Source organism: Amycolatopsis sp. NPDC000009 (genome assembly GCF_055563465.1).
This window is the reverse complement of sequence record NZ_JBVHDI010000027.1, coordinates 64667-88139: the sequence shown is the minus strand read 5'-3', so window position 1 is coordinate 88139 and position 23473 is coordinate 64667. Positions and strand designations below refer to the sequence as shown.

Here is a 23473-nt window from a genome sequence, read left to right as displayed (position 1 = left end):
ATGACCGTGATCGTGGCGGGCAAGGTGTACGTCGACCCGGCGGAACGGGACCGGTACGTGGCCGGGCACCAGGTGATCGTCGAGAAGGCGCGGGCCTACCCCGGGTGTCTCGACGTGGTGATCGCGGCGGACACGCTGGAACCGGGCCGGGTGAACATCTTCGAGTACTGGGAGTCGGAGGAGGTGCTGAACGCCTGGCGCGCGATCTCGCCGAGGCCGACGTACTCGGCCGAGATCCTGGACGGGGAGGTCTTCAAGCACCGGGTTTCCTACTCCGGGCCGCCGTTCGACTGAGCGTTTCCGCTTCCTTGGCCCAACCCCACATGATGAAGATCAGGGCCAGGAGACCGATCAGCGCCACGTAAAGGGCGGCCGCCGGCGACACCAGTTGCCGGAAGGCCGCCGCGACGGCGAGGGTTCCGGCGAAGACGGACCAGGCCGCGCCGGCGAACGCGACGCACGCGGCGAGTGCGCGGGTGGTCTCGCCGATGGCAACCGGAACGGCGCGGTAGGCGTGCGCACCAGCGAGGAACGGGGGGATGCACCAAGCGCCGATCGCGACGGCTATCGCGAGGCCGGCGGGTGCGGTGACCTCCCAGCCGCCCATCGTATTGGGCTTGAGCTGGAAGGACGTGAGGTAGAGCTTGCCGATGTCCAGGAAACCCGGCGAAGTGAACGCGAGCGAGGTGCCGGCAAGACCGGCGATGGCGATCAGGGCCCAAACGGTGAACACGGCCTTCACCTGCCACGGCGTCGCCCGGCGATCGCGCTCGGCCGGTCCGGCGTCCGGTACGCCGGTGGCGGGCGCCGGGCCGCGTGCGGCTCTCAACGCGTTCTGGATGGCCGAGAACGTCAGCGCGGCCGCCAGGAGGCCGAGCGCCGTCCAGACGACCGGTTTCCACCCGGCGCTGATTTCGCCGACGGTGTCGGTCGCCAGGTTTCCCACCACACCGGCCGCGATCGAGGTCAGGGCGGCCACTCCCGCGGCCGCCGCTGTCGCCCCTGGTGAGAGTCGCCGCATGTGGCCCCCATTTCACTACGTCGACCAGGGCCATGGTAGCCGGGCGCTTGGCCGTTGGGCCGTTTGATGCGAACATATGTTCTATGCCGACCGAGGGTCCCATCCTGCACGCCGACCTGGACTCGTTCTACGCGTCGGTCGAGCAGCGTGACGACCCGAAGCTGCGCGGGCGGCCGGTCATCGTCGGCGGCGGTGTGGTGCTCGCGGCCAGTTACGAGGCCAAGGCGTTCGGCGTCCGCACGGCGATGGGCGGCGGCCAGGCGCGGCGGCTGTGCCCGGACGCGATCGTGGTCCCGCCCCGGATGCACGCGTATTCGGCGGCGAGCAAGGCGGTCTTCGAGGTCTTCGGCAACACGACGCCGCTCGTGGAAGGCATCTCGATCGACGAGGCGTTCCTCGACGTCGGCGGGCTGCTGAAGATCGCGGGCACCCCGAGCCGGATCGCGGCGAAGCTGCGCGAGGACGTGCTGGAGCAGGTCGGCCTGCCGATCACCGTGGGCGTGGCCAGGACGAAGTTCCTCGCGAAGGTGGCCAGCGGCGTCGCGAAACCCGACGGCCTCCTCGTCGTGCCGCACGACAAGGAGCTGGAGTTCCTGCACCCGCTCCCGGTCGAGCGGCTGTGGGGCGTCGGCAAGGTGACGGCGCGGAAGCTCCGCGAGCGCGGCGTGACGACGGTCGGGCAGATGGAGGGGTTCGGGGAGAAGGAACTCGTCCGGATGCTCGGCCGCGGCGTCGGCGCCCATCTCCACGCCCTGTCCCACAACGACGACCCTCGCCGCGTGCAGACGGGCCGTCGTCGCCGGTCGATCGGGGCGCAGCACGCGCTGGGCAGCAGGCCGCGGTCGCCCGCCGAACTCGACGCGATGCTGCTGACCCTCGCCGACCGCCTCGCCCGTCGCCTGCGGGCGGCGCACCGGGTGTGCCGCACCGTCGTGCTGCGGATGCGGTTCGCCGATTTCACCAAGGCGACCCGTTCGCACACCCTCATGGAGGCGACCGAACAGACCGGCGCGATCGTCGCGGCGGCCCGTGACCTGCTCGCGGCGGCGAGACCGCTGATCGACGAACGCGGCCTCACGCTGATCGGGCTCGCGCTCACGAACCTGTCGAAGGACGACGCGATCCAGCTGGCTTTGCCGTTCGGGGCGAAGCAGCGGGACGCGCTCGACTCGACGCTCGACACCGTCCGGGACCGGTTCGGGTCGAAATCCATCACGCGCGCGGTGCATCTCGGGCGGGCCGAGGAGCCGTGGGTGCCGCTGCTGCCGGACTGAACCCGTCGTTAGGGTGTCCCGGTGGCGGAAGTCGAGATCTACACCGATGGCGCGTGCAGCGGGAATCCCGGTCCCGGCGGCTGGGGCGCGGTGCTGCGGTACGGCACCGTCGAGAAGGAGATCTACGGCGGGGATCCCGGGCCCACCACGAACAACCGGATGGAACTGACCGCGCCCATCGAGGCGCTGGAAAGCCTGAAGCGCCGGGTGTCGGTCGACATCTACACCGACAGCACCTACGTCCGGAACGGCATCACCAGCTGGGTACGGAACTGGAAGAACAACGGCTGGACGACCTCGGCCAAGACGCCGGTCAAGAACGCCGATCTGTGGCGCCGTCTCGACGAAGCCGCCTCACGGCACGACGTCGAATGGCATTGGGTCAAGGGGCATGCCGGTCATCCGGAGAACGAGCGGGCGGACCGGCTCGCCGTCAAAGGCGTGGAAGAGGTCGTCGGACGACCGGTGGTCCAGCCCGGCGAGCGGCCCGCCCGGAATCGCTAGCAGCTGACGTTCACCTTCGCGCTCTTGGCGAAGGAGACGTGGACGTGGTCCATGTGGTTGGCGGTCGCGCCGCCGCGGTCCTCCATGGTGTCCCAGCCGCTGCCGTCGTTGTAGCGCTGACGCCAGATGACGTAGGTGACGCCGAAGTCCTTCTGGTTGGCCATGAGGTACTCGGCGATGGCGTTGCCGGTGGCGGTGTCCACCATGAAGTCCAGCGCGAGGCCGGAGGGGTGGTCGCTGGCGTTCGCCCGGCCGGCGACACCGCCGACGGTCTTGACGCCGAACTTCGCCTTGACGTGGTTGCCGACCTGGGCCACGTGCGGTTTGGTGCCGGCGAGGTCGGTGGAGCACGCCGTCGCGGCGGGCACGGTCTTCTTGACCGGCGCGGGCGCTTTGGTCGGCTTCGGGGGAGCCGAGGAGGTCGCGGGGGAGGGGGACGGGGAGGGGGTGGGGCTTGCCGTGCTGGAGGGCGGGGTGCTGCTGGTCGACGGCGGGGGCGTCACGCTGGAGACCGGGGGAGACTTCAGTGCGAGCGCGGCGCTGGCCGCTTCGACGTCAGGGGTACCTGCGGACGTCAGCCACATCGACGCCGGGAGCGCCGTGGCGACCGCTGCCGCGATACCCGCGGGGAGCTTCCACTGCGGAGCCTTGTGCTTGCGATGTCTGCCGGCCATTTCTCTGATCACTCACCACTTCGGGGACGGGAACTCGCGTCGGGGGCCGCGAGCTCCGGGCAACATTACGAAAAGGACACGGCAATGTCACGCCCGAGTGTGTTCGCCCACAGTTACCTTGATCGTTGAACCAAAAGAGGCTCACGGCCGTACAGACACAAGAAGTGCTTTTAGCTGAGCACTGTGAGTGATGAATTCAATCCGCTTTGCAGGATTGGAAGTACACGTCCTCGTTCGGTGAGATCACGTTCACCCCCGGGGAATGTTGAGCCCGTCCGGTGGCCATCGAGGCCGTGATCACGGTGCAGACCAGCTGATTGATGGCCTGGTTGGACAGTTTGCGCACCGAGTACGGCAGCGAGAGGCTCGACGGGTCGCCCGGATACACCGCGACCCGCCCCAACTCCGGCGGGACGAAGGTGGTGAGCCCCTGCGCGGCTTCCCGCTCCGTCGGCCCCTTCAACAGCATCGTGATCGCGCCTTCGGGGGAGATGAAGCCTTCGCTGGGCCGGGTCACCGGGACGACGCGGCCGTCGGAGACGAAGTACAGCGTCAGGCCGGCACGAACGTAGGTCCCGGTGGTCGCGCGGATCGACGGGCCGGGCCCGGCCGGGACGACGCCGGTCGGCTGCACGCCGCAGGCCGCCAGCAGCGTCGCGGCCGCGAGGGCGGGCAGCACCCGGGTCCTTCTCATCGCGTCCCTTCTTCGGTCCGGTGCGGCAGGCGCAGGACGAACCGGGCGCCGTGCCCGGTGTCGGCGGCGGTGATGTCGCCGCCGTGCAGGCGCGCGTTCTCCAGTGCGATCGCCAGGCCCAGCCCGCTGCCCTCGGAGCGGGCCCGGGCGGTGTCGGCCTTGGTGAACCGGTCGAACACGTGCGGCAGGACCTCGGGATCGATACCGGGTCCGTGATCCTCGACCTCCAGGGTGACGCCGTCGTCGCCGGCGCGCAGCCGGACCTCGACCGGCGCCGCACCGTGCCGGAACGCGTTGCCGACGAGATTCGCCACGATCAGGTCGAGCCGCCGCCGGTCGACGCGGGCGAAGACACCCTCCGGCAGGTCGGTGACCAGGTCTTCACCCGCGCGCCAGCCGCGGGCGTCGAGGCTGTCCCGGATCGCGGTGGCGAGATCCCATTCGTCGAGCACGAGTTCGGCGCGGCCCGCGTCGAACCGGGAGATCTCGACCAGGTCCTGGACCAGCCGGGTCAGCCGCCGGGTCTCGCCCGAGACCAGCCGTGCCGCGACGGCGGTGTCCGGTGGCAGTGCCTCGGCGTCCTCGTCGAGGACGTCGGTGACCGCGTTCATCGCCGCGAGCGGCGTGCGGAGTTCGTGCGAGACGTCGGCGACGAACCGGCGGGCATCGGCCTCCATGGCCCTCAGCTCGCCGACCGTGCGTTCCAGTTCGGCGGCGGTGTTGTTGAAGGTCGTGACCAGTTCGGCCAGCTCGTCGGATCCCTTGGCGGGCAGCCGGACGTCGAGTCTGCCTTCGCCGAGCTGGGCGGCGGCGGTGTTGAGCGCCCGGACCGGTCTCAGCACCTGCCTCGCCGCGAGCAGGGCGAGCGCCGCGGCCAGCGGAAGGACGAGCGCGGCCATCTGCCAGGCGGATTTCGCGAGTTCGTCGATGGCCTGTTGCTGCTGGACGAGCGAAGTGAGCGAATACACCTCGATACCGCTGGCCTCCACCGATCCGTCGGGCCGCCGCGTCAGCACCGGCAAGCCGACCTGGAGTTCGGGGCCGGTGTCGCGGTCCAGCCGCTGGAACTGGATCCGGATGTCGCCCGCGACCGTCCGCCGCAGTTCGGCCGAGAACCTGGTCAGGTCCGGCCCGTTGACCGACCGCAGGTTCCCGCTGACCGCGACGGCGTTCAACCGCAGGCTGCCCGCGAAGTCGTTGAGCTGGTCCTGGGTCGGTGGGGTGGACAGCGGGCGGTCGTAGGCGCCGGCCCGGTCCTTCAGCTGGTCCATCGCCGCGTCCTGGACGGCTTTGAGGATCGCGTTCCTCGCCGAGACGTAACTGGCCCCCGCCGCGGCCGCCGCCCCGATGATCGCCATCGCCGCGAAGGCCAGGATGAGCCGGGGCCGCAGCCCGGAGAGCAGCCTCATGAACGGCCGAACCGGTACCCGAAGCCGCGGACGGTCTGGACGTGTTCGGGTTTCGCGGGAACGTCTTCGATCTTCGCGCGCAGCCGCTGGACACAGGCGTCGACCAGCCGGGAGTCGCCGAGGTAGTCGTGATCCCAGACGGCGGAGAGGATCTGCTGGCGGCTGTAGACCTGTCCGGGCGTGCGCGACAGCTCCAGCAGCAGTTTCAGCTCGGTCGGGGTGAGGGAGACCGGCTCGCCGTTCTTCGTGACCACCAGGCCCGCCCGGTCGATGACGAGACCGCCGTGCCGCTCACCCGCGGCGTCGTCGCTCGCGGGCTTCTCACTCACCGCGCGCCGCAGCACCGCCCGGATCCGGGCGTCGAGCACGCGGGGTTCGATCGGCTTGGTCACGTAGTCGTCGGCACCCGCCTCCAGCCCGGCCACGATGTCGAAGTCGTCGCTGCGGGCGGTGAGCATGATGATCGGCACCTCGCCCGCCGAGCGGATGCGGCGGCAGGTCTCGAAGCCGTCGATGCCGGGGAGCATCAGGTCGAGCACGACGATGTCGGGCTGGAACACCCGCAGTTTCTCCAGCCCGAGCTCACCGCTCTCGGCGGTGTGGACGGTGTGCGCCTGCCGGCGCAGCGCGAGTTCCAGCCCCTCCCGCACGGACGCGTCGTCTTCGATCACAAGGACACTGGCCACGCCGCCCATTATTCGGATGTCGCCGCGCGTGTGCGACTCGGCTCGATCTTGTAGCAGAACCATGACATTGTCCGGACCTCCTGGCTAAACGGCGTGGGGACAGTGAGACGCATGGCCCTACTCCTCCACGAAGCGAAACCGACCCCCGCCCGCCGTCCGCTGCCGGGACGGCACGCCGAGACCAGGCGGACCCTGTCCAGGGCCGTGTTCCAGCTCGTCACCGGACTGGGACTGGCCGTCGCGTTCCTCGTGACCTATGTGCTCTTCGTGCACACGTCTGCCGGGCAGCAGGCGGAGAACGGCGTCGTCCGCAGCGCGCAGTCCGGCCAGTGGTCCACAATGGACTGGGCGGGACCGCTGCGCGACCAGGACATGGTGCTCGTGATCGGCGCCGCCGGGATCGGGCTCGTCGTCCTGGCGCTGCTCCGGCGCAAACCCGGCCTCCTGATCCCCGCGCTGAGCGTCCTCGTGCTCCCGCTCGTCGCCGCGCAGTTGCTCAAGCTCTATGTCCTCGTCCGCCCCGAGCTGCCCGACGGCGGTCGTGGGCCGGGACACAACAGTTTCCCCAGCGGGCACGTCAGCGCCGCCATGGCCATCCTGATGGCACTCGCTTTCGTTCTGCCCCAGCGATTCCGCCCGGCGATCATCGGGATCGGCGGGGTCGCCGTCGCCTGGGTCGCGTCGTCGACCGTCGCGCTGGGCTGGCATCGGCTCAGCGACACGGCGGGCGCCTGCCTGCTGGCGGCGTCGTTCGCCTGCCTGCTCGCCGCCTGGCTGACCACCCGGCGGCGGGACCTGCGCCGTACCCCCGCTTCCCTGGTCGCGGTGGCCGCGGTGCTGCCCACCGGGATCGTCCTGATCGGTTTCGCGGTGCTGAGCACGGCGACCGCCGGCGCCGCCCAGTTCGTCGCCGCGCTGGTGCTGGCCGCGTGCGCGGCGGTGGGAATCGTGCTGGTCGCGCTGTGGCCGTTGCGCGGATCCGCGTTCGAACGGCGGACCGGCGTGGAGACCAGGGTGGTCGACGATCTGCTCGAGACCCGCCTGGTGACCCGCCCCTGACGCGCGTCTTCCGAGGCGCTCCGGAATGTCACGTATGGGACCGTTCGGGTCTCATACGTGACATCGGTGCTTCACGACGCATACGGCCGGCCCCCGTCGGCAAAGCGCATTCAGAGGACTGAATGCGTCGGCGCCCGGGGCGAGGGCGGGACCGCGGAGGGTGCCACGACCACGCGGTTCCGTCCGCTCCGTTTCGCTTGGTACATGGCCGCGTCCGCCGCGCGGAAGAGCTCGCCGTAGTCCGTCGAGTGCTCGGGTGAGAGCCCGACGCCGATCGACACGGTGCAGCCGTGGATCGGCCCCACCGCGCGGGGTTCGTTGGTGGCGTGCCCGCTGGCGAGCTCGGTCAGGCCGGTGATGGCGGTCTTCGCGACGGCCGCCCGGATCCGTTCGGCGATCCGCATCGCCTCCTCGCGGCTGGTGTCCGGCAGCAGTACCGAGAACTCCTCGCCGCCCCACCGCCCGACGATGTCGGTGGAGCGGGTGTTCTGCCGCAGCACGGCGCTGACGCAGCCGAGCACTATGTCGCCGCCGGAATGCCCGTACTTGTCGTTCCACTGCTTGAAGTGGTCGAGGTCCAGCAGCAGGAACGCCGTCGGCCGCCGTCCGGTCTGGTCTTCGAGCAGCCGCAGGGCGGCGGGGGCGTGGAAGGAGTCCTCGGTCAGCAGCCCGGTCTTCCGGTCCCGCTGGCTGCGCGCGATCGTGTCCGCCAGCGCCTGCGAGAGCCGGGTCGAACGCAGCGCGACACCGACCATCACGAGCGGCACCAGCGCGATGTTGACCGCGCCGAGGATCGTGGTGCACGCGGCGAGTTGCAGCGCGTAGACGAAGTCGGCGTTGTCGGCCCAGCTGCCGATCAGCTTCTGCCGCCGCCAGCCGCCCCACGCCAGGCCGCGCGCGATGCTGATCAGGAGCGTCTGCGACGCGAAGTACCAGAGCGCGGCGCCCACCAGCGCGACGGCGGCGACCGCGATGTCGCCCGGTCGCTGGGGGAGCGTGCCCGATTCGAGCCAGGTGTGCAGTGCCGTCAGTTCGGTGATCGTGTGCACGCCGAGGATGGAGGCGGCGTGCGCGGCGGTGGTGAAGAGGAACGTCGTCATCGCCTTGTGCGCGATGGAGTAGCGCTGCACGCGCACCATCAGCAGCAGCGCGAGCGACAACGCGGGAGGCAGCAGGACGGCCGCGCCGCCCAGCCAGACGGCGGTCTGGTCGATGTGCTCGCCGCGCCGGTCGTCGGCCCGGCGCTGCTCCTCCGGATGCTGCGTCTGGACGACGTACCAGATCGCGCAGCACGCGATCACGCCGAAGCGGACCAGGTCGGTGGTCGTGGCGGAAGCCTTGAAACCGCTGTACAGCGCCCAGGCCGAGACGGCGATCTCGGTGCCGAGCATCCAGAACACCGCCGCGGGCGGCAGCCGCCACAGTTCCCAGCCCGCCGGATGCCGCAGGGTGTTCCAGGCACGGCCGCGCAGCCGCCACACGCGGGCGGCGGCGAGGCCGACGGTGTCGGCGAAACCCCGGAGCGAACCGCGCTGCCGCTCCGAGACCGCGTCAGGGTCGTGCTTGCCGAACTCGCTGACGAGGGTCACCTCCCACCGTTACGCACCGCACCCGCTTCGATCTTGCTGGGTCACCACAAGGGGGTGACAGGGGTGCCGCGTTGACGATCTCGTGAGACAGGCCGATACCCGCGTTCGCCGGACGACCTTCCGCCACAAGCTGGCATCGTGGTTCGTATGCCTGACGCCGCCGAGGTTCCCGTGCTGTTCGGCCCGGAATTCGACAGGGACCCCTCGCCCGCCTACGAATGGCTCCGGGCGAACGCTCCCGCGTTCCGGCTCCCGCTGCCCGGCGACACCTGGACCTGGCTGCTGACCCGGCACGCGGACGTCGTTTCCGCGATGGCCGACCCGCGCCTGTCCAAATGCCCGTCCGTCGCGGCGGAGCACTGGCGCAAGGCCAATCTCGGGCTGCCCGCAGACCACCGGCCCACGCTCATCGGGCATATGAACAACTTCGAGGGCGAGGATCACGCGCGGTTGCGCAAGGCCTGCGCCGGCGCCTTCGGGCCGCGGCGGCTGCAGCACATGCGCGACCGCACGCACCGGCTCGCGAACGAGCTGCTCGACCCGGTCCTGGAGCGGGGCGAGGGCGATCTCGTCGAGGATTTCGCGTACCCGCTGGGAATCCGGTCGATCTGCGAGCTGATCGGCATCCCGGACAGCCTGCTGGAGGAGGTCCGCCCGCCCGCGCTGGTGGTCGCCGCCGGCGACGTCACGGACATGGCGTCGATGCTCCGGGCGACCGACGAGCTGGACGCGTTGCTCGCCGACGTCGTCGCCCGCAAACGCGCCGAACCGGGAGCGGACCTGATCAGCGATCTCCTCGCGCAGGAGGCCGCCGGGAAGCTGACCGGCGAAGAGGTCGCCGCGACGGCGTTCCTCTCCCTGATCGCCGGGCACGAGACGACGATCAGTCTCATCGCGTCCACCGCGCTGACCCTCATCACACATCCGGAGGAAGCGGCGCGCGCCCGCGCCGACGGCGCACACCTGACGCTCGTCATCGAGGAGGTCCTGCGCCGCGACACCCCGCTGCAGAACACCAGCTGGCGGTTCGTCACCGAACCGATGGAGCTCGCCGGGCAGCGGATGGAGGCGGGCGATCCGATCCTGTTGTCGTTGCTGGCGGCCAACCGTGATCCGGAGGTGCACCCCGAACCGCTCGCCTTCCGGCCGGGCGAGCGGCCGGTGCGGCACGTGGCCTTCGGCGTCGGCCCGCATATCTGCATCGGCGCCGCGCTCGCGCGGATGCAGGCGTCCGCGGCACTGGAGACGTTGTTCGACCGCGCGCCGTCGATGACGCTGACCGTGCCCGAGGACCGGCTCGTGTGGTGGCCGAGCGCGATCACCCGGGGCCTGCACAACCTGCCGGTGAAGCTCTAGACCGCGCCCGGTCCGCCGGCTCGTGTGATCAGGCGGGATCCGGCTATCGGTGAGCCGTCCGTCCAAACACGCGTGTCGTCCATGTGATCACGTGTGTCGTCCGTCCAATCACGCGTGTCGTCCGAGCGGGCATGCGCCCTCAGGTCACACCGCGCCTTCGAGACGGCCCCGCAGCACGCTCGCCTTCCGGTCGTCGAGATCCATGACGAGCTGGAGCGCGTCGCGCCAGACGGCCATGGCCTCGTCGGTATGCCCCTGGGCGGCCAGCGCGCAGCCGCGTTCGTCGAGCGCGTCGGCCTGCCCCCAGACGTCGCCGCAGTTCCGGTAGGCGGTCAGCGCCTGCTCGCAGTACCCGAGCGCCTGCTCGAGATCGCCGAACCGGCGGCAGGTCCTGGCCAGCGGCACCAGGGCGAAGCCCATGCCGTGCTGGTCGGCGTCCTTCGCGTAGGCGTCGAAGGCGCGCAGGCCGTGGTCGAGGGCCAGGTCCCGCTCGCCGAGGTCGCGGTACGCGCGGCCGAGGTGGACCCGCGCGGTCGCTTCGCCGAGCCGGTAGCCGATCCGGGCGTTCACCTCCACGCTCTGCCCGGCGAGCCGGACGGCTTCGGCGTAGTCCTCCCGCTCGTGCGCGATGTTGCCGAGCCCGACGAGTGCCCAGCCGAGGCTCGGGTTCTCGCCGATCTCTTCCGCGAGCTCGACGGCCTGGCCGAACAGTTCACGCGCGCGGTCGAGGTCGCCGCGCCGCCGGTGCGCCTCGGCGAGGTTGATCGCCGACCACGCCAGCCCGCCGAGGTCGCCGCCCGCCTTCGCGGACTCGATCGCCACCTCGTGGCTGGAGATCCACGTCTGCCACGGCCTGCCGAGCAGGTGGTAGTCGAACAGTTCCACCGGCAGCCGCCAGCCGACCTCGTACAGCCCGTGGTCCAGCGCCAGCCGGGCGACGCCGGTGATGCTCGGCATCTCCGACGCGCACCAGATGTAGGCCTCGTCGAAGGTGGCGAACCGGAGCGGCTCGACGCCTTCGGGCGCGGGACCCAGGTCGACGTGGTGGTCGCGGGCCGGCGTCAGTGTCCAGCTCGCCGCGTTGGCCGCGTGGAGATACCAGTGGGTCAGCCGGGAGACCGCCGCCTGCCGCTCGTCCCGCCACTGTGCGGCGGCGGCCTCTTCGGCGGCGTAGACGCGGAGCAGATCGTGGAACCGGTAATACCGCGCGCCGACCTGCTGGACGAGATGCGCGTGCACGAGCTTGTCGAGCAGGCCTCGCGCGTCGTGTTCCGGCAGACCGGCGAGCGCGGCCGCCGCGCCCGCGGTGAACCGCGGCCCGGGATGGAGGCCCAGCAGGCGGAACATCCGCGCGGTGTCGGCCTCCAGCGCGCGGTACGACCAGCTGAACGCGGCCCGGACCCCGACGGCGTCGTCGTCGACCGCGAGCAGTTCCAGCCTTCGTCCCTCGGCGACGAGTTCGCGGGCGAGATCGCCGACGCTCTGATGGGGATGCGTGGCGACCCGTTCGGCGGCGATGTTCACCGCGAGCGGCAGCGCCGCGCACAGCCGGACGAGCCTGCCGACGCCTTCGGGATCGCCTGCCGCGCGTTCGTCACCGATGAGATCGGCCATGAGCCGCGCCGCTTCGAGATCTTCCAGTGGCTCCAAGGAAACCTGGACCGCGCCGGTGCCGACGACCAGCCCGGACAACCGGCGCCTGCTGGTGATCAGCACGGTGGTGTCCGGGGTTCCGGGCAGCACCGGCCGCACCTGGTGCGAGTCGAGGGCGTTGTCCAGCACGACGAGTGTGCGCTGGCCGCGCAACAGGCCTCGCAGGAGCGCCAGCCGCATGTGTTCCTCGGCGGGGACACGGTCGGGGCGGACTCCGAGACAGCGCAGAAGGTCGTCGAGGACGTCGGCGGGTTGAGCGGGAGAACCCGCCGCGTAGCCGCGAAGATCCGACCAGAGCACGGAGTCGAACTCCTCTTGCCGCCGGTTCGCCCAATTCAGCACGAGCGCGGTCTTCCCGACCCCGGGCGGCCCGGCGACGAAGACCACCTTGGCCGCTTCGGTGAACACTTTTTCGTCCAGCAGCGCCAAGTGTTCCGCACGGCCGACGAAATGACCGGGTGGCGGGGGAAGGTGCACATAGGGTTCGGCGCGGGCGGCTTCGGCGAGCACGACCAGTGCCCCGCCCGCGCCCAGCGCGCGATCGCAGGCTTCGGCGAATTCCGCGCTCGGCGGGGTGAGCCCGCGTTCGACGCGGCTGATCAGGCTTTTGTCGACATAGGCGAGTTTCTGGAGGTCCCGCAAGGCCAGCCCACGAGCCTGCCGCCGTTGCCGCAACGCGCGCCCGAAGGTCAGCGCGGCCGTCGAAACCGGGCGTGCTCCACCGGTCTCCCCGGATCTGGCCGAGCCGGAATTCTCGGTCACCAGAAGCACCTTTCTCCCCGCTGCGCGGCAGATGGTGCCACAACCTTCCCATTGCCTGGGTCACAACCTGGCCACCGGGTATGCGCGGGTGCGAAGACAGCCCCCAAACTGGGCGAGAACGCGCCCGTTCCCCACCGGTGCGCCAGTCGAAAGGGAGGTGGATCATGCGCGACCGCGAAATGTGAGCAGGCCCTGTTCCGCCTTGCGAACGACCGGGCGAGTACTGATCTCCTCGGAAACCGGTCGTGGCCGCCGTTCCCGGCGGCCACGGCCGGGACCCGTGCGGAACATGTAGGACCGCTTAACGTCGGTGTAGATCTTTTCACTTGTCCTGACGAATCGTCCGAGGCAGCTTGGAGAGGTATCGAGCGGCCCGGCGAAAGGGAACGAAGTGAGCATCGGCGCGCCGGGAACCCTGATCCGGATGGGCGTTCTCGCCCTGTTGTGGGGATCGGGATTCCTGTGGATCAAGCTCGCCCTGACCGGGTTGCCGCCCGTTCAGGTGACCGTCATCCGCTGCGCGCTCGGCGCGGCCGTCCTTCTCGTGCTGAGCCGCTGGGCCGGGCAGCGCCTCCCGCGCGGCCGCCGGATCTGGGGCAGGCTTCTCGTCGCCGCCTTCTTCTGCAACGCCTTGCCGTTCGCGTTGTTCAGCATCGGCGAACTGACCGTCGATTCCGGTGTCGCGGGGGTGATGAACGCGACGACCCCGCTGTGGTCGCTGCTGATCGGCATCGGGATCGGCACCGAACGCCGGATCACCGCGGTCCGCGTCGGCGGCCTGGTCCTCGGATTCGCCGGCATCCTGCTGATCTTCGCGCCCTGGCAGAAGAGCGGCCTGCTGGGCTGGGGGACACTGGCCCTGCTCGGCGCCGGCATCAGCTACGCGATCGCTTTCGCTTACATGGGAAGGAAACTCGTCGGCGAGGGCGGTCCGATCGCGATCTCCGCCGCCCAGCTGCTGACCGCCACCGGGCTGAGCGCGCTGGCGCTGCCGTTCGACGCCGCGCCGTCCGGGCCGCTGAACGTGACCGCGGTGATCGCCGTCGTCGTCCTCGGGATCTTCGGCACCGGCGTCACCTTCTATCTCAACTACCGGCTCATCGCCGACGAAGGCGCGACCTCCGCGGCGACCGTCGGCTACCTGCTGCCGGTCGTCTCGGTCGCGCTGGGCGCGATCGTGCTCGGCGAGGAACTCGGCCCGCGGGTGCTCGCCGGGATGGCCGTGGTGCTGCTCGGAGTCGCCCTGACCCGCTACGTGAGGTCTTCGGCGAGCAAGTCCATCAGCAGTCCGTCGTGCCAGCCTTCGCCGTCGGTGTCGCGTTCGTAGCCGCGCATCACCCCGACCTCGCGGAAGCCGACGGCCTTGTAGCAGCGGATGGCGGCGTCGTTGTCCACGGCGGGGTCGATCACCAGCCGATGGTGCCCGCGATCGTGCAGGAGATGCCGCGCCATCGTGCGGACGGTGTCCGTGCCCAGCCCGCGGCCGTGGGCCGCCGGGTCGAGGAAGAGGTCGACCGACGCGTGCCGGTACATCGGGTCCTCCTCTTCGCCGTACTGGACGAAGCCCCGGACGACGCCCCCTTCCAGGACCGTGAAGCACGCCGTCGTGGGGTCGTCGAACGGCCAGGTGGGGGAGTCGTCGACCGAACCCCAGCGCGCCCCGACCTCGGCCGTCCGGCGGATCCGCCGCAAGTCCGGGACATGGGCCTCGGTGACCGGGGTCAGGGTCACGAACTCCCCGCGCAACTCGGTGGTCAGTTCCCGCTCCGTCCGCTCGTCCGAATGGCGCCAGTCTAGGGAGAAACCGGCTGGGGTGCCGCCGGAACCGCAAGAACGCGGGGGCTTTCGCCACCGGAATCGGGTATCAACGAAAGGGACGACGGAGGTGGGTCATGGGGAACCCGTTCGAGGAAATGCGTCCGGTGGAGGAACTGGTCGACGGTGGGGCGACCGCGGTGCGGGCGGCGGTGCTGCGCAAGGCGACCGAAGCGGTGGTCGCGAACGCCCGCGACGCGACGGATTGCCGGATGTTGCTGGAGATGCTGGGGCTGCATTCCGCAAGGCCGGTCCGGACCGAGGACGAGGCCGCCTGAAGTCACGTCGGCCTCGTGAGTGGTAAGGACGGTTAGAACCGTCCTTACCACTCACGAGCCCAGGGGGTCAGCGCCGCGGCAGCACGCAGAATTCGTTCTCTTCCGGGTCGGCCATGACCACCCAGTCGTCCGACTCGGGGTCTTCGAGGATCTTGGCGCCGAGCGCCACGAGCCGGGCGACCTCCTCGCGCTGTTCGAGTTCGGTGGGCGCGATGTCGAGGTGCAGCCGGTTCTTCCCCGGCTTCCCCTCGGGGACCGGCTGGAAGAGCAGGCTCGGCACGTCGGGGCTCTTCAGCTCGACATAGGTCACCCCGTGGCCGTCGGTCCACCGTTCGGTCTCGGGGTAGCCGAGTGCTTCCTTCCAGAACGCGGCCAGCGCTTCGGCCTCACGGCAGTCGACGGTGACGGCGAGCATCCGGGTTCGCATGGATCCACGGTGGCACGGAACGGCGAGGTTTGCCGGATGCGCGGACGGGCATCCGACGGGGGAGCAGTGCCATTTCGCCGAAGGGAGCACCATGAAGGCCGTCACCTGGCACGGGAAACGCGATGTCCGGGTCGACACCGTCCCGGATCCGAAACTGGTCGAGCCGACCGACGCCGTCGTGCGCATCACCTCGACCGGTATCTGCGGTTCCGATCTGCACCTCTACGAGGTCCTCGGTGCCTTCATCGACGAGGGCGACATCCTCGGGCACGAGCCCATGGGCATCGTCGAAGAGGTCGGGTCCGGGGTGCCGAACCTGAAACCCGGCGACCGCGTCGTGATTCCCTTCAACATCTCCTGCGGCCACTGCTTCATGTGCGACCGCGGCCTCCAGTCACAGTGCGAGACCACGCAGGTCACCGACCGCGGCAAGGGCGCGGCGCTGCTCGGCTACACCAAGCTCTACGGCCAGGTCCCGGGCGGTCAGGCCGAATACCTGCGCGTCCCGCAGGCCCACTACGGCCCGATCAAGGTGCCGGACGGCCCGCCGGACGAGCGGTTCGTGTACCTCTCCGACGTCGTGCCCACGGCCTGGCAGGCCGTCGACTACGCCGCCGTCCCCGAGGGCGGCACGGTCGTGGTGTTCGGACTGGGCCCGATCGGCCAGTTCTGCTGCCGGATCGCGAAACACCGGGGCGCGGGCAAGGTGATCGGCGTCGACCTGGTGCCGGAACGGCTCGCGAAGGCCGCCGCGGCAGGCGTCGTCACCTACGACACGCGGGAGCACAAGTACCTCGGTGACGTCATCCGCGAGGCCACCGGCGGCCGGGGCGCGGATTCGGTGATCGACGCCGTCGGCATGGAGGCACACGGTGCCCCGGTCGGGCGGCTGGCGCAGAATCTCGTCGCCCTCCTGCCCGATCCGATCGGCGCGAAGATCACCGAGAAGGCCGCGATCGACCGGCTCAGCGTGCTGTACGCGGCCATCGACTGCGTGCGGCGCGGCGGGACGATCTCGCTGAGCGGCGTCTACGGCGGCATGGTCGACCCGCTGCCGATGATGGAGCTCTTCGACAAGCAGATCACCCTGCGAATGGGGCAGGCCAACGTCCGGCGCTGGATCGACGACATCATGCCGCTGATCACCGACTCCGCCGACCCGCTCGGCGTCGAGGGGTTCGCGACGCACAAGCTCCCGCTGGCGGAGGCACCGCACGCTTACGAGATCTTCCAGAAGAAACAGGACGGCGCGGTCAAGATCCTGCTGGAGCCGTCGGCGGCTTGAGGTGTCGGCACGCGGATGCCGGGTATCCGATACGCGGATCCTGACGAAAGGAGCGATGGGATGACCACGGCACGAGACATCATGACCGCGAACGCGACCTGCGTGTCCGCTTCCGAAACCGTCCTCGACGCGGCGAAGAAGATGGCCGCCGAGTCGGTGGGCGCGCTACCGATCTGCGGTGAGGACGGCAAGCTCCAGGGCATGCTGACCGACCGCGACATCGTGGTGAAGGTGCTCGCCGAAGGCAAGGACCCGAGGGCGCTGCACGCCTCCGAACTTGCCCAGAGCGAGGCGGTGACGATCGGCGCGGACGACGACGCCGAGGAGATCATGCGCACCATGGCGAACCACAAGGTCCGGCGGCTGCCGGTGATCGACGGGCACAAGCTGGTCGGCATCGTGGCGCAGGCCGATGTGGCCAAGGCGCTGCCCAACCCGGACAGCGGCGAGCTGGTGGAAGCACTGTCCTACGACTGACGCGTCATACTCCTCCGGTGGCGTTCTTCGACATCGAGGGTTACGAACCCGTGTGGCTCTCCGGACTCGAGACGATCCGGAGGGCGCACGGGAATCGTTTGCGCGCGTTGGTCGGCGAGAGACTTCGGCATGTCCATCTCACCTGGTTCGTCGAATACGGCGAATGGCTCTCGGACGCGCCCGTCGTGGCCGACTTCGGCGCCGAGCGGCTGGAGATCACGCACTGGAAGTTCGACGAACTTTCCCTGACCTGGAACACGATCGACCCGTACGGGAGGTCCTCATGGGACTGGGGCGATCCGGCCGAGCCCAGCCCGCTGCGGTGGCGGCAGGACAGCTGTCCGGAACTGTCCGCTTTGGAGGGTCAGGTGCTCCAGGACGTCGAACTGCTCGACTGCGCGACACGAGACATGGCGAACGGCATGGTGGCGCTCGGCTTCGTCTTCCCGCGCGGCCGGTTCACCGTCTTCAACGCCTTGGACGAGAACGGGATCGAGTTCACCGAGCCGGACTCGTCCTACCGGAGGCATTCCCTGGCAGGCTGAAAACCGGATGCGGCGGTCGCCGCTCTTGGCGATACTTCCCCGCATGTCCCGGATCAAACTGGCCGAAGCGCTCGCGCTGCGCGCCGACGCGACCAAGAAGGTGGAGGCACTGCGCTCCCGGATCGTCGACAACGCGCGGCACCAGGAGGGCGAGGAACCGTCGGAAGACGCGTCCGCCCTGCTCGTCGAAGCCGAAACCGCGCTGGACGAACTGGAATCCCTGATCCGGCGGATCAACCGGACCAACGCCGCGACCCCGCTCGGGGAGGGCACGATCACCGACGCGATCGCGCGCCGCGACGTCCTCCGCCTCCGGCACGGCGTCCTCACCGCGGCCGCCGACGCCGCGGCGGGCCGCAACCAGGGCGGCTACGGCCGTCAGCTCCGGTCGGAGCTGCGGTACCTCTCCGCGCTCCCGGTCGTGGAGCTGCGGTCCCGCGCGGACCGGGTCGCGGGGGAGATCCGGGCGGTCGACGTCGAGATCCAGCGCACCAACTGGGCGACCGACCTCCTGGACTGAACGTGGAAAGCAGGTAGCCCTCCGGGAAGCGGGCGCAAGCCGAGGGCCGGCGGTACTCCGGCCCGCCTCCTGGTACGTGGCGGGCAGCGTGGGGTTCGACTCCCCGATCACAACTCCGCCCAGCACCACGCACAGGTGACGGCGCAAACGGCACAGTTCATCACCATGTGCCGGTCCCGGAAGGCGAGGGCGGGTACGGGGCCTTTCCACGCGCATTCCCGGGGACACAGTGGTGTTCCCGACACTCCTGACCTCGTCGAGGCATGGGCGGAGCTGATCGACTCTGTGCCAAGGTGAAAAGCGGAACAACCCATGAGCCCAGGTGGTGACCCCGGATGGCACTGAAGATCGGTTACAAGGCGTCGGCCGAGCAGTTCGGCCCGCGCGACCTCGTCGAGTACTCCGTGCTCGCCGAGCAGGTCGGGCTGGACAGCGTGATGGTCAGCGATCATTTCCAGCCCTGGCGGCACCAGGGCGGGCACGCGCCGTTCTCCTTCGCGTGGATGGCGGCGGTCGGCGAGCGCACCGAGCGGGTCGTTCTCGGCACCAGCGTGCTGACGGCGACCTTCCGGTACAACCCGGCGGTGGTGGCGCAGGCTTTCGGCACCCTCGGCAGCCTGTACCCGGGCCGGGTGCTGCTCGGCGTCGGCAGCGGTGAGGCCCTCAACGAGGTCGCCGTCGCGCGCATCGAGTGGCCGGCGTTCAAGGAGCGGTTCGCGCGGCTGCGCGAGGCGATCGAGCTGATGCGCAAGCTGTGGTCCGAGGAGCGCGTCACGTTCGAAGGCGAGTACTTCCAGACCACCGACGCCACCGTGTACGACCGCCCCGAGGGAGGCGTGCCGATCTACATCGCGGCCGGTGGCCCGGTGATGGCGAAGTACGTCGGCAAGCAGGGTGACGGCTTCATCTGCACCAGCGGCAAGGGGATGGAGCTCTACACCGAGAAGCTGCTGCCCGCGGTCGCGGAAGGCGCGGAGCAGGTGGGCCGGAGCACCGGCGACATCGACAAGATGATCGAGATCAAGCTGTCCTACGACCCGGATCCGGCGCAGGCGCTCGAGAACACCCGGTTCTGGGCGCCGCTGTCGCTGACGCCGGAGCAGAAGGCCGGTATCGAGGACCCGGCGGAAATGGAGAAGGCCGCGGACGCGTTGCCGATCGAGCAGGTCGCCCGCCGCTGGATCGTCACTTCCGACCCCGCGGACGCCGTCGAGCAGATCAAGCCGTACGTCGAGGCGGGCTTCAGCCACCTCGTCTTCCACGGTCCCGGCCACGACCAGGAGCGCTTCCTGCGCTCGTTCTCCGAACAGGTCGTCCCCGGGCTCCGCGAACTCGGCTGACCCGGCGCTGATGGCGGCATCGCGCGGACGGTGCCGCCATGGGGGTGGTCAGGACTCGGTGACGAGCTTGCCGATCTCCTGGTCGAAGTCGAACCATTCCGGCTCGGATCCGGCGGGCACGACGTCGTAGGTGCGGTCGAGGAACTCGGCCAGCTCCTGCGCCGGGGCTTCGAGGACCGCGCAACCGTCGGGCGCGCTGAGCGCGAAGATCACGATCGAGGTGTCGTCGGCCGGGCTGATGATCACGTCGCCTTCACCCGATGGGGTGAGGAGGCCGTCCGCGAGCAGATCACGGCCGAACATCCAGCGCACCGTCCCGCCGCCCGAGTGGTAGGCCACCACGACGGCGTAGGGGTCTTCGGAGTCGTATTCGAGGTCGGCTCGCACGGGGAGCGGGTCCGCACCGAATGTGCGCAGGCCGAAGACGATCGTCCCCCGGATGAGGTCGCTTTCCCTGTCCAATGCTTCAGCCCCTTACGTTCGGTTGCTGTTGATCTTCAGCTATGGATAACGCAATGTGAAGCCTTTTCGTGACCCGAGTTGCCAAGGTTCACACGTTCGGCTGAGAGCTGCGTCTCACGTGCTCACGGACCGTCTTCGGCCGGTACGTGGGGTGAGCGGCCGGGAAATGCGAGCATCCGTGCAAAAGAAAGAGAATTCGCACGTGCATGGTCCGATGTAGGAAATATGGGCAGCCGTTTGGCGGAGTGAATCCGTATTGTCGGCGGTTTAACATCGGCACGCGTCGTTCAAATGTTTCCAGGAGACCGGCGTGGCTCAGTCCTGGACCTCGGCGAGCGTGATCGTTGCGGATCGGGAGGGAGCGGTAATGGGCGTACGAATCACCGTCGTCGTTCCCGGGGAGGACTCCGCGCGGCGGGATGCGAATCGTGTCCGGGGGCGTCGCCGTGATTGACCGGCTCCCGATGCGCGTCGGGCGGGCCGACATCGACCGGCTGGAGGGCGTCATCGCCGCGCTCCGGGCGCGTGACTACCGGGAAGGCGGCGGATCCTGCCGGGAGCTGCTGCGCGTGCTGGAGCCCTACGGTGCCGCGCTGCGGCGCGGGGTGATGCCCGATCCGCTGGCCCGGCGGCTGGCCGGGGTGGTCGCGGATCTGCACAACCTGATGGGCTGGACGGAGTTCGACTCCGGCCGCCCCGTGCGGGGGGAGCGGCACTTCCGTCGCGCGCTCGACCTCGCGGCGGAGGCGGGCGACGACGACCTCCTCGCCAACATCCGTTACCGGCTCGGCCGGATGTACCTGCATCACCGGTCACCGTCGGAGGCGCTCGAACAGTTCGGCCAGGGGCAGGTCGCGGCACGTCGCGCCGGACGGCCGCTGTCGCAGGCGATCCTGTCGGCGAACGAGGCATGGGCCTACGCGCTGCTGGGCGACGTCCGCCTGGCGCTCGACAAGATTTCCCTTGCCCCGGAACAATTCGCGGACTCCGTGGGCGACACCGTCCCCTCGTGGTCGGCCTTCTTCACGGCCACCGACCTGGCCGCGATGATCGGTACGGTGCGCACCGAACTCGCCAGGCTCGTCGACGTCCGCCACAGCCGGAAGGCCATTCCGGCCCTCACCGAAGCCATCGACGGCTACGGGCCGGACATGGCGCGCAGCCGGTCGCTGACGATGATCTGGCTCGCGGTCGACCACGCGCTGGAGGGTGATCTCGACCGGGCGGCGGAGGTCGGCCTGGCCGCGATGGACATCGCGGACGGAATCCGTTCCGCGCGGACGCGAGATCGTTTACGGCCACTGGCGGAAAGTGTGCGAAAGCGGGTGGGCGATATCAACGCGCGAGATATCCTTGACCGGATCGCAACATTTCGCGCCAGTGCCTGACGGGCGGAGAATGGGTGGAGGAATGACCGGATCAATTTCGCCGGGCGTAGGCTCGCGGGTATGAAACGGACTTCGTTCGCGCAGTGGCCGTGTTCGATCGCGCGCACCATGGACCTGCTCGGCGACTGGTGGACGCCGCTGGTCCTGCGGGAGGCGTTCTACGGGATCCGCAGGTTCGACGAGTTCCAGCAGCAGCTCGGCATCGCGCGGAACACCCTCGCCGACCGGCTGCGCCGCCTGGTCGCGGAAGGGTTGCTGGAAAAGCGCGCCTACCAGGCCGACCCCGTCCGTTACGACTACGTGCTGACCGAGAAGGGCTCGGATTTCTACGGGGTCCTCGCCGCCATGTCGCGCTGGGGCGACCGCTGGCTCGCCGGGGAGGACGGACCGCCGATCACCCTCCACCACGAGACCTGCGGGCACGACACCCACGCCGAGGTCGTCTGCGCGCGGTGCGCCCGGCCGCTCACCGCGGAGACCACGCGGGCGCGGCTCGGCGCGGGTTACCCGCCCAAGCTCGCGAGCAGGCCCGACGTCGTACGCCGATTCGCCGCGCAGGAGGGTTTGACAACGTAAGTCCAACTACGCAACTATCGAGGTCACGGGCATAGGAGGGTGACCACGATGGAGTGGACGGGCGCCAAGTACGCCGACAAGCCGACGGTCGAGGTCGGAGCCTGGATCGACGCCGTCCCGGAGCGGGTCTGGTCGATCGTGTCCGACGTGCGGCTGATGCCGGAACTGAGCCAGGAACTCCAAACGGCCGAATGGTGCGACGGCGCGGAGGGCGCGCCCGCGATCGGCAGGCGGTTCGTCGGCCGCAGCAAGCACGACGCGCTCGGCGAATGGGAGACCACGTCACACGTCGTCGAATGCGCCGCGCCGCGCGTGTTCACCTGGGCGGTGCACGACCCCGAAACCCCCACGGCCCTGTGGCGTTTCACGCTGGAGCCCGAGAACGGCGGGACGAAGCTCCGGCAGTGGATGCAGCTGGGGCCGGGGCGGTCGGGTCTCTCGCTGGCCATCGACCGGATGCCGGACAAGGAGGAGAAGATCGTCTTCGTCCGGCTGCGGGAGTTCGAGACGGCGATGACCGGGACCCTCGCCGCGATCAAGGAGCGCGCCGAGGCGGACGGCGCTTGATGCGGGCGGCGACCACGGTCGAGGCGTCCCGAGGCTGGCGGGAGACGCTGGATTTCGTGCTGGAGGCCGAAAAACTCGGTCTCGACGAGTGCTGGGTCGCCGAGGCATGGGGTTCGGACGCGCCGTCCGTGCTCGGCTATCTCGCGGCGCGGACCGAGCGGATCCGGCTCGGTTCGGGCATCATCCAGCTCGGCACCCGCACCCCGGTGGCGATCGCGCAGACCGCGCTGACCCTTTCGGAGCTCTCCGGCGGCCGGTTCGCCCTCGGGCTCGGCGCGTCGGGGCCACAGGTGATCGAGGGGCTCCACGGGGTTCCGTTCGCCCGCCCGCTGACGCGGATGCGGGAAACGGTCGCGATCATCCGCCAGGCGTTCGCGGGGGAGAAGATCTCCTTCTCCGGCAAGGAATTCGAGATCCCGCTGCCGGGCGAGAGCAGGCCGATGCGGCTGTCGGCGGCGCCCAATCCGGATATCCCGATCCATCTGGCCACGCTCTCGCCGAAGCTGCTGGAGCTGACCGGCGAGGTCGCTGACGGCTGGCTGGGCACCAGTTTCGTCCCCGAGGGGGCGGAGGCCTACTTCTCGCATCTCGACGCCGGCCTGGCGAAAGCGGGCCGATCGCGGGCGGACCTCGAAGTGTGCCAAGGCGCCGAGGTCGCCTTCGCCGCGGACGAGGACGAGTTGCGCGGGATGGTCGCGGGCCGCAAGGCCGAACTCGCCTTCAGCCTCGGCGGGATGGGGTCGGCGAAGACGAACTTCTACAACAACGCCTACAGCAGGCAAGGCTGGGCCGAGGCGGCCGCGGCGGTGCGGGAGTGCTGGCAGGCGGGCGACCGGGAAGGCGCCGCCGCACTGGTGACCGACGAGATGGTGCTCGGCACGACGCTGATCGGCACCGAACCGATGGTCGCCGAACGTCTGCGCGTCTGGCGGGACGCCGGCGTCGACACGGTCCGGCTGTATCCGGCGGGCGAGACGGTCGCGGACCGGCTCGCCACGCTCGGCCGTGCGCTGGACCTGGTCCGGGCACTGGGCTGAATGTCGGCGCCGGTTGGGGTGACCGGCCGAGCGCGGCGGGTCCCGCCTGCTCCAAGCGGGTAGAACTTGTTTCAC

The 23473-nt window shown here is 69.9% G+C and carries 26 protein-coding genes; 16 read left to right on the top strand and 10 right to left on the bottom strand.

Features of this window, described 5'->3' with window-relative positions:
* Window positions 1–294 carry a putative quinol monooxygenase gene (locus ACZ3HL_RS40765; RefSeq protein ID WP_465537083.1) on the top strand — a complete coding sequence of 98 codons (294 nt, stop codon included), beginning with the start codon at window positions 1–3 and terminating at the stop codon, window positions 292–294.
* Here ACZ3HL_RS40765 and ACZ3HL_RS40760 read toward each other — a convergent pair.
* Entirely contained in the window at window positions 254–1021 is a 768-nt protein-coding gene (locus ACZ3HL_RS40760; RefSeq protein ID WP_465537081.1) for a hypothetical protein, read from the bottom strand. The genes ACZ3HL_RS40765 and ACZ3HL_RS40760 overlap by 41 nt on opposite strands.
* A gap of 83 nt (window positions 1022–1104) precedes the next feature.
* On the opposite strand from ACZ3HL_RS40760, the gene dinB reads away from it, so the two are divergent.
* Complete coding sequence (gene dinB, locus ACZ3HL_RS40755; RefSeq protein WP_465418047.1) at window positions 1105–2295, top strand: DNA polymerase IV; 1191 nt, start codon at window positions 1105–1107, stop codon at window positions 2293–2295.
* Window positions 2296–2316: 21 nt separating this feature from the next.
* On the top strand, window positions 2317–2799 hold the full coding sequence (gene rnhA, locus ACZ3HL_RS40750; protein ID WP_465537080.1) for a ribonuclease HI: 483 nt from the start codon (window positions 2317–2319) through the stop codon (window positions 2797–2799).
* Here the strand turns inward: rnhA and ACZ3HL_RS40745 are convergent.
* From ACZ3HL_RS40745 to ACZ3HL_RS40730, 4 genes are all read right to left on the bottom strand, one after another.
* Complete coding sequence (locus ACZ3HL_RS40745) at window positions 2796–3473, bottom strand: VldE C-terminal domain-containing protein (protein WP_465537077.1); 678 nt, start codon at window positions 3471–3473, stop codon at window positions 2796–2798. The genes rnhA and ACZ3HL_RS40745 overlap by 4 nt on opposite strands.
* A 196-nt stretch (window positions 3474–3669) precedes the next feature.
* The gene (locus ACZ3HL_RS40740) at window positions 3670–4167 is read right to left on the bottom strand and encodes a hypothetical protein (RefSeq protein WP_465418040.1); all 498 of its coding nucleotides are present in this window, start codon (window positions 4165–4167) and stop codon (window positions 3670–3672) included.
* Window positions 4164–5576, bottom strand: coding sequence for an ATP-binding protein (locus ACZ3HL_RS40735; RefSeq protein WP_465418036.1), 1413 nt, complete (start codon window positions 5574–5576; stop codon window positions 4164–4166). The genes ACZ3HL_RS40740 and ACZ3HL_RS40735 overlap by 4 nt, the downstream gene beginning before the upstream one ends.
* Window positions 5573–6262, bottom strand: a complete 690-nt coding sequence (locus tag ACZ3HL_RS40730; RefSeq protein WP_465418033.1) for a response regulator — start codon at window positions 6260–6262, stop codon at window positions 5573–5575. Before ACZ3HL_RS40730 ends, ACZ3HL_RS40735 begins: the two co-directional genes overlap by 4 nt.
* A gap of 111 nt (window positions 6263–6373) precedes the next feature.
* Here ACZ3HL_RS40730 and ACZ3HL_RS40725 point away from each other — a divergent pair, with 111 nt between their 5' ends.
* Window positions 6374–7321, top strand: a complete 948-nt coding sequence (locus ACZ3HL_RS40725) for a phosphatase PAP2 family protein (protein ID WP_465537076.1) — start codon at window positions 6374–6376, stop codon at window positions 7319–7321.
* A 110-nt stretch (window positions 7322–7431) separates the two neighbouring features.
* On the opposite strand, the gene ACZ3HL_RS40720 is transcribed toward ACZ3HL_RS40725, so the two are convergent.
* Window positions 7432–8910 (bottom strand): GGDEF domain-containing protein, encoded by a 1479-nt coding sequence (locus ACZ3HL_RS40720; protein WP_465418029.1) that lies wholly within the window; start codon window positions 8908–8910, stop codon window positions 7432–7434.
* A gap of 147 nt (window positions 8911–9057) precedes the next feature.
* Here ACZ3HL_RS40720 and ACZ3HL_RS40715 point away from each other — a divergent pair, with 147 nt between their 5' ends.
* Window positions 9058–10266, top strand: coding sequence for a cytochrome P450 family protein (locus tag ACZ3HL_RS40715; RefSeq protein ID WP_465537075.1), 1209 nt, complete (start codon window positions 9058–9060; stop codon window positions 10264–10266).
* A gap of 144 nt (window positions 10267–10410) precedes the next feature.
* Here ACZ3HL_RS40715 and ACZ3HL_RS40710 read toward each other — a convergent pair whose 3' ends face one another.
* Window positions 10411–12681, bottom strand: a complete 2271-nt coding sequence (locus tag ACZ3HL_RS40710) for a tetratricopeptide repeat protein (RefSeq protein WP_465537073.1) — start codon at window positions 12679–12681, stop codon at window positions 10411–10413.
* A gap of 391 nt (window positions 12682–13072) precedes the next feature.
* Between ACZ3HL_RS40710 and ACZ3HL_RS40705 the strand changes: the two genes are divergently transcribed.
* Complete coding sequence (locus ACZ3HL_RS40705; RefSeq protein WP_465418023.1) at window positions 13073–14008, top strand: DMT family transporter; 936 nt, start codon at window positions 13073–13075, stop codon at window positions 14006–14008.
* Here ACZ3HL_RS40705 and ACZ3HL_RS40700 read toward each other — a convergent pair.
* Window positions 13933–14439 carry a GNAT family N-acetyltransferase gene (locus ACZ3HL_RS40700; protein ID WP_465418074.1) on the bottom strand — a complete coding sequence of 169 codons (507 nt, stop codon included), beginning with the start codon at window positions 14437–14439 and terminating at the stop codon, window positions 13933–13935. The genes ACZ3HL_RS40705 and ACZ3HL_RS40700 overlap by 76 nt on opposite strands.
* Window positions 14440–14573: 134 nt before the next feature.
* On the opposite strand from ACZ3HL_RS40700, the gene ACZ3HL_RS40695 reads away from it, so the two are divergent.
* A complete protein-coding gene (locus ACZ3HL_RS40695) occupies window positions 14574–14774 on the top strand; it encodes a hypothetical protein (RefSeq protein WP_465418020.1) in 201 nt (66 codons plus the stop codon).
* A 67-nt stretch (window positions 14775–14841) separates the two neighbouring features.
* On the opposite strand, the gene ACZ3HL_RS40690 is transcribed toward ACZ3HL_RS40695, so the two are convergent.
* Window positions 14842–15201, bottom strand: a complete 360-nt coding sequence (locus tag ACZ3HL_RS40690; RefSeq protein WP_465418017.1) for a VOC family protein — start codon at window positions 15199–15201, stop codon at window positions 14842–14844.
* Between the two features lie 91 nt (window positions 15202–15292).
* Here ACZ3HL_RS40690 and ACZ3HL_RS40685 point away from each other — a divergent pair, with 91 nt between their 5' ends.
* From ACZ3HL_RS40685 to fgd, 5 genes are all read left to right on the top strand, one after another.
* Window positions 15293–16486, top strand: a complete 1194-nt coding sequence (locus ACZ3HL_RS40685; protein ID WP_465537071.1) for a zinc-dependent alcohol dehydrogenase — start codon at window positions 15293–15295, stop codon at window positions 16484–16486.
* Window positions 16487–16546: 60 nt separating this feature from the next.
* Window positions 16547–16963 carry a CBS domain-containing protein gene (locus ACZ3HL_RS40680; RefSeq protein WP_465537069.1) on the top strand — a complete coding sequence of 139 codons (417 nt, stop codon included), beginning with the start codon at window positions 16547–16549 and terminating at the stop codon, window positions 16961–16963.
* Window positions 16964–16980: 17 nt separating this feature from the next.
* A complete protein-coding gene (locus ACZ3HL_RS40675) occupies window positions 16981–17508 on the top strand; it encodes a hypothetical protein (RefSeq protein ID WP_465537067.1) in 528 nt (175 codons plus the stop codon).
* 43 nt (window positions 17509–17551) lie between these two features.
* Window positions 17552–18028 carry a DIP1984 family protein gene (locus ACZ3HL_RS40670; RefSeq protein ID WP_465537065.1) on the top strand — a complete coding sequence of 159 codons (477 nt, stop codon included), beginning with the start codon at window positions 17552–17554 and terminating at the stop codon, window positions 18026–18028.
* Between the two features lie 335 nt (window positions 18029–18363).
* Complete coding sequence (gene fgd, locus ACZ3HL_RS40665; RefSeq protein WP_465537062.1) at window positions 18364–19368, top strand: glucose-6-phosphate dehydrogenase (coenzyme-F420); 1005 nt, start codon at window positions 18364–18366, stop codon at window positions 19366–19368.
* A gap of 48 nt (window positions 19369–19416) precedes the next feature.
* Here fgd and ACZ3HL_RS40660 read toward each other — a convergent pair whose 3' ends face one another.
* Window positions 19417–19830, bottom strand: a complete 414-nt coding sequence (locus ACZ3HL_RS40660; RefSeq protein WP_465537060.1) for an SsgA family sporulation/cell division regulator — start codon at window positions 19828–19830, stop codon at window positions 19417–19419.
* Between the two features lie 464 nt (window positions 19831–20294).
* Between ACZ3HL_RS40660 and ACZ3HL_RS40655 the strand changes: the two genes are divergently transcribed.
* Genes ACZ3HL_RS40655 through ACZ3HL_RS40640 form a run of 4 tightly spaced genes read left to right on the top strand, consistent with a single transcriptional unit; the run spans window position 20295 to window position 23398 of the window.
* Complete coding sequence (locus ACZ3HL_RS40655) at window positions 20295–21218, top strand: hypothetical protein (protein ID WP_465537098.1); 924 nt, start codon at window positions 20295–20297, stop codon at window positions 21216–21218.
* Between the two features lie 60 nt (window positions 21219–21278).
* Window positions 21279–21794, top strand: coding sequence for a winged helix-turn-helix transcriptional regulator (locus tag ACZ3HL_RS40650; protein ID WP_465537058.1), 516 nt, complete (start codon window positions 21279–21281; stop codon window positions 21792–21794).
* 48 nt (window positions 21795–21842) lie between these two features.
* Window positions 21843–22361 (top strand): SRPBCC family protein, encoded by a 519-nt coding sequence (locus ACZ3HL_RS40645; RefSeq protein WP_465537054.1) that lies wholly within the window; start codon window positions 21843–21845, stop codon window positions 22359–22361.
* Window positions 22361–23398 (top strand): LLM class flavin-dependent oxidoreductase, encoded by a 1038-nt coding sequence (locus ACZ3HL_RS40640; protein WP_465537051.1) that lies wholly within the window; start codon window positions 22361–22363, stop codon window positions 23396–23398. The genes ACZ3HL_RS40645 and ACZ3HL_RS40640 overlap by 1 nt, the downstream gene beginning before the upstream one ends.
* Window positions 23399–23473 lie beyond the last annotated feature (75 nt).